5 protein-coding genes are annotated in these 9,894 nt (G+C 56.3%); all 5 read right to left on the bottom strand.

The annotated features are described in order from the left end of the window. Positions 1-161: 161 nt before the first annotated feature. The 5 genes from ABG80_RS09975 to fic are packed head-to-tail and all read right to left on the bottom strand — an operon-like array spanning position 162 to position 9,837. On the bottom strand, positions 162-3,449 hold the full coding sequence (locus ABG80_RS09975) for a DEAD/DEAH box helicase family protein (RefSeq protein WP_058087550.1): 3,288 nt from the start codon (positions 3,447-3,449) through the stop codon (positions 162-164). Beyond that, a complete protein-coding gene (locus ABG80_RS09970; RefSeq protein ID WP_083505982.1) occupies positions 3,446-4,057 on the bottom strand; it encodes a DUF4276 family protein in 612 nt (203 codons plus the stop codon). Before ABG80_RS09970 ends, ABG80_RS09975 begins: the two co-directional genes overlap by 4 nt. After that, positions 4,054-5,145 (bottom strand): AAA family ATPase, encoded by a 1,092-nt coding sequence (locus ABG80_RS09965; protein ID WP_058087548.1) that lies wholly within the window; start codon positions 5,143-5,145, stop codon positions 4,054-4,056. Before ABG80_RS09965 ends, ABG80_RS09970 begins: the two co-directional genes overlap by 4 nt. 1 nt (position 5,146) lies before the next feature. Next, positions 5,147-8,692, bottom strand: coding sequence for a site-specific DNA-methyltransferase (locus ABG80_RS09960; RefSeq protein ID WP_058087547.1), 3,546 nt, complete (start codon positions 8,690-8,692; stop codon positions 5,147-5,149). Continuing rightward, on the bottom strand, positions 8,689-9,837 hold the full coding sequence (gene fic, locus ABG80_RS09955) for a protein adenylyltransferase Fic (protein ID WP_058087546.1): 1,149 nt from the start codon (positions 9,835-9,837) through the stop codon (positions 8,689-8,691). The genes ABG80_RS09960 and fic overlap by 4 nt, the downstream gene beginning before the upstream one ends. Positions 9,838-9,894 lie beyond the last annotated feature (57 nt).

The following is a 9,894-nucleotide window of genomic DNA, read 5'->3' as shown; positions in this document are numbered from 1 at the left end:
GGGTGAACAGGCCTTCGGTGAAGGTGTCGGCGCCGCGCATGGTGGGTGTCGCTTCAGGTCGTTGAGGTGCTACGCTGATAACGCATCACGCCACTGGGGCGTGGACTTGGCTGTTGGGTATTTCCGCAGCCTGTTAGGGCGCGTTTTTGGCGCCCATTTTTTCAAACCTTCATCGCCAACTCAAGCACCTGATCCATGTACCCCTGCTCGCCGATGAAATAGACGTGCAGGGCCGCAAGATCAGGCTTGGGTAGGCCGCGCGTGCTCCACAAGTGTTCGACTCGCATCCGGTTGGTGCTGGGTGACAAGATAGCCGATTCCAGCTGGACCTGGGGGTCTCCCAGGCGCTGTTCCAACTTCTTGATCTCGGACGAGAAGTTCACCTTGTCGCTACCCGGTCCCTCATGCTCCAGGCCGTGTGGGTCTAGGAAAACGATACGCTGCGTGCCATCTGCCTTGAGGCCCCACAAAATGAAGTCCGGGTAAAAGTTGCCCGCTTCAAAGAAGCCCACGCCACGGCGAGCCAAGTTGCGCAGCAAGAACAGGCGGCACTGCTTTGCTTCCAGCGCGGCATGATTTGCCAGCATCCACTGCCTAAGGTCCTCAACGAACTGAAACTCGGAGGCATTCAGGCTGACCGGCTGGATCTTGATCTTTTCACTCGACAGCAGTGGCTCGTAGAGGTGAATGTCCAGTCGCAGGCCCTTGGCGTGGCCCGTTGTGCGCCAGCCAACCGAAGCCAGTTCTTGCTTGAGCACCTTGATGTCGTCGATCAGGTAGTCCTCACGGCCTTCGACGATCAGTTGGTAGTTCTCGTCCTCACCCGGCAGGTTCTCGTGATCACGCGTCAGCAGAACGAGCTCCATGCGTGGGTCGATGTAGCGACGCTTGTGGTAGTTGAAACAACGCTCCAGCGCACTGCACAGCAGCTCAAACGCCACTGACTGCCAATGCTTGACGTTGCCCATCGACAGTGCCCACCAAGCCTCTGGCACCTCGATGGCATACCAGTCCGGCCTGCTCAGCAAGGCGCGCAGCGATTCAGGCTGCACCACCACGTTGTCGAAGTGGCGCTGTTTGCGATAGCGCTCCAGGTCGAACCACATTTGCTGCCAGTTCAGCATGGACAAGCGCAGGGCATCGAATTGATGCGTGATGGGCGCAGCGGCCTCTGCCACATGGTGCGTGGCTTCGGCGGCTTGAATCATCTGAACCCTGGGGTAGCGGTTCACCACTACCCGGACCCCACCCACAGTCATGCTGGGCGGTAGGTTCACCAGTTCGAAGCTGACCACGGGGCCATGCTTGCGGAAGTCGTACTGCTCCTGGGTGTCTTTTCGGTACTTGGCGCGCAGAATCTTGAGCTGTTGGCCAAAGTCATGCGTCACGTTGAGGTCGATGGTTTCGACACGAGGCCCATCGTTGGGTGGCAGGTCCTCTTCTTCCAGGAACTTCCGGAATGTCTCCATGAAGTCCGCCTGCACGCCGAACACATTCAAGGTCTCCAGCAGGTGGATGTCTTTGGGCGGATTCACCGGCTGATAACGGCTCGTACGCATCAGGCTGATGTCTTTGCCTTTGAGGCGAACGCCGCGACCAAACAGCTGGATGATCTGTGCGCCTTCGCTTTGTCCCATGCGCATCAAGCCCAGGCTGGAGACGCGCCAGCAGTCCCACCCTTCGATGAACTTCTTGGAGCCCACGAGCATGTGAATGGGGGAGCTGGGTTTGTGCACATCGCCGAAAACAGGTTCTCCAAACTCGCTGGGCCGCACTTCGGCAATGGACTGCTTGGTCTCCAGTTCGTCCTTCAAATGCTTCGCCAGAGCGCTGGCGTCACCCACGTTGATGACGCCGAAGGGCTGATCCGCTTCCCCCACCTTTAGCAGGAGTTCACCGCTGTCGCCTCTGACCCGTTCCACCACCAAGTGGCCCCCACCCGGCGAGTGGAAGAGCCGAGTGCAGATGTCTGCGTACAGGGATGACGCATCCTGATCGGCTGATTTGAGGTACGCAAAGGAGTTGACAAAGATGTCTTGCCCCTTGCTGTCCATCAGACCCGAAGTTTGCGCGTTGCCTTTGAGCACCTGGTGGATGCGCTGCGTGGCTGCCTCCCTGTCTGCCAAGAACCTGGCCAGGAAGTCGAGAATCTGTGCAACGTCAGAAGGGTTGACGTTTTCTTCGTCAACCGCCCTTTTGCCGGTGACGTTGGCACCCACAAAAACCCAAAGCGGCTTTTCGAGGTTGTAGCCGTCATAGCGCTTGCCGGCTTCCAGGAACATGCGCAGCTGTTGGTAGAAGGCCAACAGTGCTGCCGTCAGGTAGGCATCCTTGTGCGCCAGTTCGTCCTTGGGCAGGTTGAAGATGCGGTAGTCCTTGCCATAGCCGTCTGCGTAGAAATAGCGGTAGCTGTAATCAAACAGCACTGATTTGGCATAGCTCTCCGCCAGCACCCGGTCATTGGCGGCCTTCACTGCCTGCTTGAACGTGGCCGAGTATTCGAAGGTGAAGCCTTTGGCTGCCAGCTTGTCGCGTTTGAGCTTCCAGTCGCCGCCACTCATGCCCCGGTGGCCTTCATCGACCAGCAGCAGGTTGGCATCGCCAAAGCTGTCGACCGCCATTTGCTTGACCTTCTGCTCGTCAGCCAGCTTGGTGATCTCGGTCAGCATGGGCGTGGTCAGGCCTGCCTGCCCTTGTGTCAGCAGGTCGGTGTCCTGGCGAAGGGTGTCGGGGTGGAAGCCGTTGTCCCGCAGTTCGCGCTCGTGCTGTTCAGACAGGCGCTCGTTGGGCGACAGCACAATCACCCGGCTGAAACGGTCTGCCAGGCCGTCGGCCTTGGCATGGTGGGAGAACTGCAGCAGGTTCAAGTGCATCAGCAAAGTTTTGCCGCTGCCTGTGGCGTTCTGCAGGCAAATCTTGTTCAGGTCGTCCACATTGAACAGGTCAATGCCGGTGGAGCGCTTCTGAGCTTCATGGTGGGCGTTGAAGCGCTGAAGGTATTCATTCAGCGCGTCACACAGGCCCTGGCGGTCACTGAAGTACCGGTCGAGGTAGATCTCAACGAACAGCAGCGTCAGCCACTGGAAGTACTTCCAGACAATCGGGCCTTTGTGCTTGCGCCGTTCATTGATCCAGCGGGTGTGGGCCACCAGGTTGGCGTCGTAGCGTTCGATGTCGGCTGTGGTGATCACCGCGCCGGCTTGCAGGTGATCGGTCAAGGCCTTGGCAAAGCGGTGCTTGCCATCGGGCGAGATGCCCGGTTCAACCTCGCGCAGCGTTTTGGCCAGCAATTCCAATGGGCGCTTGTTTCGCCCAGCATCGGTGTGAACGGCCAGTGGGTCGACGCCCAACAGGCTGATCACCCATTGGTTGAGCACCAGGGCATCCTGGAAGTGGCTCGCCACCAGTGGCTGCCCGGCCTTGGTGGACTTTGTGGTCTTCTTGTTCATGCCGCTTGCTGGCCCAGTTGTTCGAGTTGTGTGATCCATCGATCAAAGCGAGGGCATGCTTGGCGGATGGCGGGCAGCCCTGTCAACTCCACGATGTCGGGGCCATGCAGCTTCTTGTCGAAGTGCGGATACTGTGCCTTGAGCCGGTGTGAGGGGCTGGTTTCGGGCCGGTCATTGATCGCTTCAGGCTCACCGCACTCAGCGAGTGCTGCCTGCAGCGCCGCAAGCTGGGCAGGCTTGCCCTGAAGCCAGTCGTTTGCACAAGTGGGGTTGACGAAGAGTAATGCTTCGAACTCATGCAGTTGGACATACGGCGTGAAGCGATGCCGCCATTCTGCGTCCACCCGTTCGGCGATCATCGTCTCCAACGCAACCACATCTGCGTGCCCTTTCCGTTTGAACCCGTAGAAGTCGTAGAGCGTGGTGACGTGCTGAAAACCGCCCAGCAATGGGCGAAGGGCGTGCTCGATCTTGTCCAGGCTCACATTGCCTTTGATGTCGACCGCTGAGACGTTTACCCATCCGTGGTTGCACAAATGAGGGCGAAGTACTCGGCTCACGAACTCGCGTTCGGTCGTTCCCTCAACGCTGATCCCCAGGCGCTTCATTCTGGTGTGCCTCCCAGCACGTTCTTTTCCCAAAGGTCGCCGACCTTGTAGTCGTCAAGCCAAGCCTTGACTTCATCTTCCTTGAGCCGGCGGAAAAGCGATTCGTTGTTCTTCTGGTCCACCACAACCAGGTCTTCCCATCCAAACTCGTTGGCCAATGTGACTGACTGCGTCGAGGCGATGATCTGCGTGGAGTGGCTGGCCGACCGCATCATGGCTGCCAATAGTTGGACTGCAAACGGATGCAAGCCCAACTCGGGCTCATCCAACAGAAGTATTGTTGGCAACTCTGGTTGCAAGAGGAGCGTAGTCAAGCAGATAAACCGCAAGGTCCCGTCGGAAAGCATCGTGGCATCAAAGTAGTCGTCACTACCTTTATGTTTCCAGCGCAACCTAATCAGATCGTTCGGCTCCACTTGGAAAATGAAGTCTTGAAAGAACGGTGCTACGCGTTGAATGGTGCTGACGATCCTCGCGTATGCGGGTGAGCCCTTGATTGCGTATAAAAACGCTGCCAAGTTTTCTCCTTGCGGCATCAAACGCTCTGACGCATAAATGCTGTAGCTCCCTTTCACCTTCGCTGAATCGCTAGTGTCGTGAAAGTGATAAACCTTCCAGTCCGACAAGTACCTTGCTACAAATGACTGAGGCGAAGAGTTGCCGGGGTCTGGCAGCGCAGACTCATCTGATCCAGCTTTTGCCAAAGTTCGACGCTTTGTTCCTCCGTAGTACCCTGCCTCATTGCCGAAGAAAAGTGCGTGTTCGGACCTGAAAATAAGCCGCCCTTCTTGCGTTGGAACCAGCTCCGCCTCGTAACCGTTCGGGGAGAAATGAAGGTCGATGCTTAACAGCTCCGTTGTTTTCCGACCGAAGTGCAGCACCCTGTCTGCTCCTCCCAATTGCTGGATGTGCAACTGCAAGTCTTTCTGGAGCAGCTTGTTCATGAACTTGAAGAAGCTGATGAAGTTGGATTTGCCGGCCCCGTTGGGGCCAATCAGGATGTTCAGCGGTGCCAGCTCTAAGTCGAGCTTGCGGATCGAGCGAAATCCCTCCAGCTTGATGTGTTGAAGCCGTCCTAGCTTGGCCATGTCAGCAGTCCTCCCACATGCGCTGGGCAAAGGTCTCTTCAATCATGCACACCCGCGTGCCTGCCGAGCCATCGGTATTGAGCGCGTGGCTGCCATTCACGTAGATGGTGGCGAAGTCGGTATCGCGAGGGTTGATCTTCATCTTGCTCAGCCAAGCCTCTAGTGCAGCTTGGTCACGGCCGACGTCGCCCGTGAGCTTCCGCCAGATCACCAATACGCGCTCACGCGAGAGGTCATCACCGGGAACGGTAAGTACATAGCCCTCAATCATTCTGAAGGTGAACTCACCCGTAACTGTTTCATCGATGCCGGTGCATTTCCATCTAGTACCTTGATCGTCCGGCAAATCCGGATCAACTTCATGGGTTAAATCGATAGAGTATCGGCGCGGCTTGTCAATCATGGAAACCCTGAGTCCAATAAGCCAGTTAAATGTTTCCATTATGTTGACTCGCTTTTCCTTGCTGGAGGTCGCAAGTCTTGCAGGAACAAACGGATCCATCAGGCCGGCCAAGCTGAGGGGCCGATTGAAGCTCTGATACTCCGTCTTTAGCCAGTACTTTAGCAAGAAATCGCGTTGAAAGTCCTTTGGGGTGTTTGCGTGGGTGGTAATTTCTTGCGGGTTGTGTAGGCTTCCAAAAGTGTCTTCCAGACTTTCAAGCTCTATGACTTTAATAATTGAAGGCGTGAAACTTCTGGAGCTCAAATCTGATTCGATGTTTCGTGGGGCTCCATTCTCCCATTCTGGCGAGAGAATGCATTTCTGAATTCTTGGGCAAAGTACGCTGTCGAAGTGTGAGCCCATTTCCATGAGAACAAACTTGCGTTTGGTTCTTGTTTTTCTATTTAAATCAATAACTGCCTGGCCAGTGGTTCCGGACCCTGCGAAGAAATCCATCGCATAGTCGCCAGATTGTGTTGTCTGAGCAATTATCTTCTCAATCAATGCAGGGGGCTTAGGGTTGTCAATCAGCCCCTTTTGGCCGAAAAGTTGCTCGAGTTTAGGCTCGCCATCCGAGTATTGCCTAATCACGCTTGTCGATACTACAGTCTCCACCTCGTGTAGGAAGTACTTTTGTTGTGGAATGGTTCCTTCTTTTTTGAAAACGATGCGAGCGTCCCCGAGCAGCTCTAAGAAAGAGTTTCTTCCGGGTTCAGGCGCATATGGGAATGCCCACCCCCGTTTGGGGTGGCTATGCTGGATTCCTGTCTTGGGGTCAACTGGCTTGTAAAAACGATAGTTTGTAGAAGAGCCATCTTTAATCGAGTCGGATTGCTTGCCGGACGGCATCGAAGGTTCAACCTCTCGGAAGATCCAGATCTTTCCGCCAACAGGTTTTGATTGAGCGTCTTCGATCAGCTTGCCGTTAGCATCCCTAAACTCAGCAAACTTGTAAGGATATATTCCCTTCCAAGGATCGGTTTTTTCCGCTTCATCTTTGCTGATTCCGTTGGCCTGTGCCTCGGCAAGATGAGCACTCTTATGGGCTTTGTAAAGCTCGGCGAGCTTTCCCTCGATTTCTGCAACTGCGCAATCTTTTCCTTCAAGTTCGGCGACTAGTTCCTGAACTTCATCAAGGCCACTTCTTCGTTCTCTAAACATTCTCTTGTCGCCCTGAATGGCGGCAAGGTTTTTTGCGGCGACCAGAATGTATTCGTGACTTTTTGAGTACGTTGGAGAGTTGTTGCTTACTGTGTCTCGGGCCCACACCAGCTCGGCAACAAAGTTTTCCGGGCCAAACGTGTCCTTCATTTGTAGTTCGAGCGAATTTCGTTCGATCTCGTTTATGCTGCAGAAGATTACGCCTGAATCTTTCAGCGATGCCTTGCTCGCGCGGAGGCGATCCGCCATCATGGATAGCCATGAAGATGATTTGAACGAGTCTTTGTATATAAATCCATCAGAGCCCGTGTTATAGGGTGGATCGATGTATACGGCTTGTATTGTGCTAGCAAGCGTCGGAGTTATGAAGCGTAGGCCTTGGAAGTTCTCGCTCTTGATCAGGACTCCGTCAGTAGACTCGTTTAGATCGTTGATTTGACCAATAGCGGAAATGATGTCGTCAGACAAATCCTCGTCGAGAGTTGATGTGTCGAGCATCAATGATGGATGCTTGGCAAAGAATTCTTTTGTAATGCTCTGAGTCGTAAGTTGACTATCGCGCCCGATAACAAGATTCCATGCGCTTATTTGGCCGTGTGGTTGCTTGTGGGGCGCTGTGATGTCTGAAATTACTCGCTCAACCAATCCATCCGGTAACCTCCAAAGAGAGAAAAGCCATTTTGATTGAAGCACCAGCCGTTTCTTGAGCCACAGTTCCTTTTGAAAGTCCTCCAGCTGTGCAAGGAAGTCGACAACCCGGCGGGCGATCTTGCGCAAGACACGCAGCTTGCCCAGGTACGCCTCAACCCGTGGCGCTTGGGCCGACTCAATGTCATCCAGTCGCATGACTTCGTTCTTGATGTAGAAGTCCAGCTCGCGTCGCAAGAACCCGCCGAGGTCCTTGTGAATGAAGTAGTCCATGGTGTTGCGGTCAGCAAACTGAGCCATGTACTTGGCCAACACCGTGCGGTCAGGGCGCTTTTCTGTGGGGCTCAGACTGCCCAAACCGCGTGCATAGGCCTCCGCCTTGGCTTCGCTGGGGGCGGCTGTCTGCAGCGCCTGAAACACGGTTTGAGCTGCCTCTGCCAGCTTTTGCTGTTGCCAGGTGTTGGCTTGCCCAGTTTTGTCAGGGTCCGGCCGGTACTCAAACTGCACCACCAGTTCAACCTGGCCTTGGCTATCGGTTTCGAATTTGATGGGCTCGCCCGCATGGATCAAGAAGAAGCGGTCTTGGCTTTCCTTGACATTGTTGTGCTCGCCCTCTGTGGCTGCAGCCAGGCGGAAGTGAACCTTCATCGCCCTTAAGCCTGCTTCGCCGCCAAAGTCCAGCTCCTGGCCCTTGCCTTGGCGCTGGGCTTCCAAGCGCAGGGCCTCGGTCAAGTCAAAGCTGTAGTTGCTCAGGTGTTCGCTGCTTTTTATGTAGTACTGGTCCTTGTTGGCCCAGTGCAGCATCACCTCACGCCCGTCGTAGGGCACGGCATAGGGGGCGGCGCGTTGATCGTTCTCCGCCACAAAGTAGCGCTTCGACATGAAGTCGCCCTTGTCGTAGTAGCGTGAGAAGAAGCGGTACAGGTGGTCATACACCTGAGCCTGGTCCGACAGAGGGCCGCTGCCCTCGCGGGCTGCTTGCTGGGCTTGAAGGTAGTCCTTGCCAATCTTGGTGTTGCGGTACTCGGGCTTGAGCTCGCCTGCCGCATCGAAGGCATCGTCAGCCAGGTCGTCCAGCACCTTTTGTTTGGCGGCTTGCAGCAGCTCGTGCGCGCTTTGAACGGCCTGACCGGCAAAGGCCTGGTCAATCTCGGTGGCCAGCTCGCCGTTCATGAAAGCGCGGATCTCTTGGCTGCGGGCGTGCAGGATGCGGTACAGACCGAAATCCAGCTCGGGTTGATTCAGCTGAAAGAGCTCTTCCAGCAGTTCCACAAATCGTTGTTTTTGTTGGCTCATGGCTTGATGTGCAGGGGCAGCCCTGTCGTTGAGTAGGGCGTGAAGTGGTTGCTGTCCCGGGTCAGCAACTGCATCAGCTTGGGATGGATGAACAGCTTCTCTTTGCCCACCTGCGTTTCGCGCAGCACGCCCAGGGCGGCCAGCTCCTTCAGGTATCGGGATGCCGCCTGGCGTTGGGCCACGCCCTTGTCGACCAGGTTGGCAATGCGGCAGTAGGGCTGTTCGAACACCACATCCACCAGCTCGCGGCTGTAGATCTTGTGCAGGTGGGTGCGGACGTGCTCGGTGGTGTGCTCTGCCAGTTGGCGGATGGCGCCGATCTTGGCCGTGGTCCACTGCGCGGTGGCCTCCACGGCTTGGAGCATGAACAGCACCCAAGGCTCCCAGTCCTGCTCGCGGGTCACGCTCAGCAGCAGGCGGTAGTAGTCAGCTTTGTGGGTGATGATGTGTCGGCTCAGGTAGAGGATCGGCAGGTTCAGCAGCCCGGACTCGATCAGGTACAGGATGTTGAGCACCCGCCCCGTGCGGCCGTTGCCGTCAATGAAGGGGTGAATGGCCTCGAACTGGTAGTGCCCTACCGCCATGCGAATGAGCGGGTCCAACTCGGGCTGCCCATGCAGGTAGCGCTCCCAGTTGGCCAGCAGGTCACGCAGCAGGGCCTCGCCGTCGGGCGGGGTGTAGATCACCTCGCCGGTGCGGTCATTGGCCAGTTGCGTGCCAGGCGTACGTCGGATGTCCATGTCGGCACCTTTGAGGGTGCGGCAAATCTCCACCGCCGTGGCGGTGCACAGGGGGCGAGTCCGCAGGGCATGAAAGCCTCGGTGCAGTGCAGATCGGTAACGCAGCGCCTCTTTGGTGGCGTGGTCCGCAGCGCCATCGCCCTGTGCATGCTGGAATAGCTGGTCGGTGGTGGTGACGATGTTCTCAATCTCCGAGCTGTCCTTGGCCTCCAGCAGCGGGATCGTGTTGATCAGCATGGTCTGGTTCGGGATCAGCTCTGCCGCCTGCTTCAATTCAGCCAATGCAGCGCGAGCCGTGATACAGGCGCGCAGCACGGCTTTTGTCTCCACCTCCTGCAAGGGAGGCAGGGGCGGCAGTTGGTTGTAAGGGGCATCAGGCCGCCAAACGGCCTCGGGAGCGTTCATGAGTGGTTTTCAGTGTCGAAACTGACGACACAACAACCACATCATGTCGTTGTTTAT

This window comes from Aquabacterium parvum (assembly GCF_001447195.1).
Classification (GTDB): Bacteria; Pseudomonadota; Gammaproteobacteria; order Burkholderiales; family Burkholderiaceae_C; genus Aquabacterium; species Aquabacterium parvum.
Note: the sequence above shows the minus strand (reverse complement) of the source record. Positions and strands in the feature narration are given on the sequence as shown.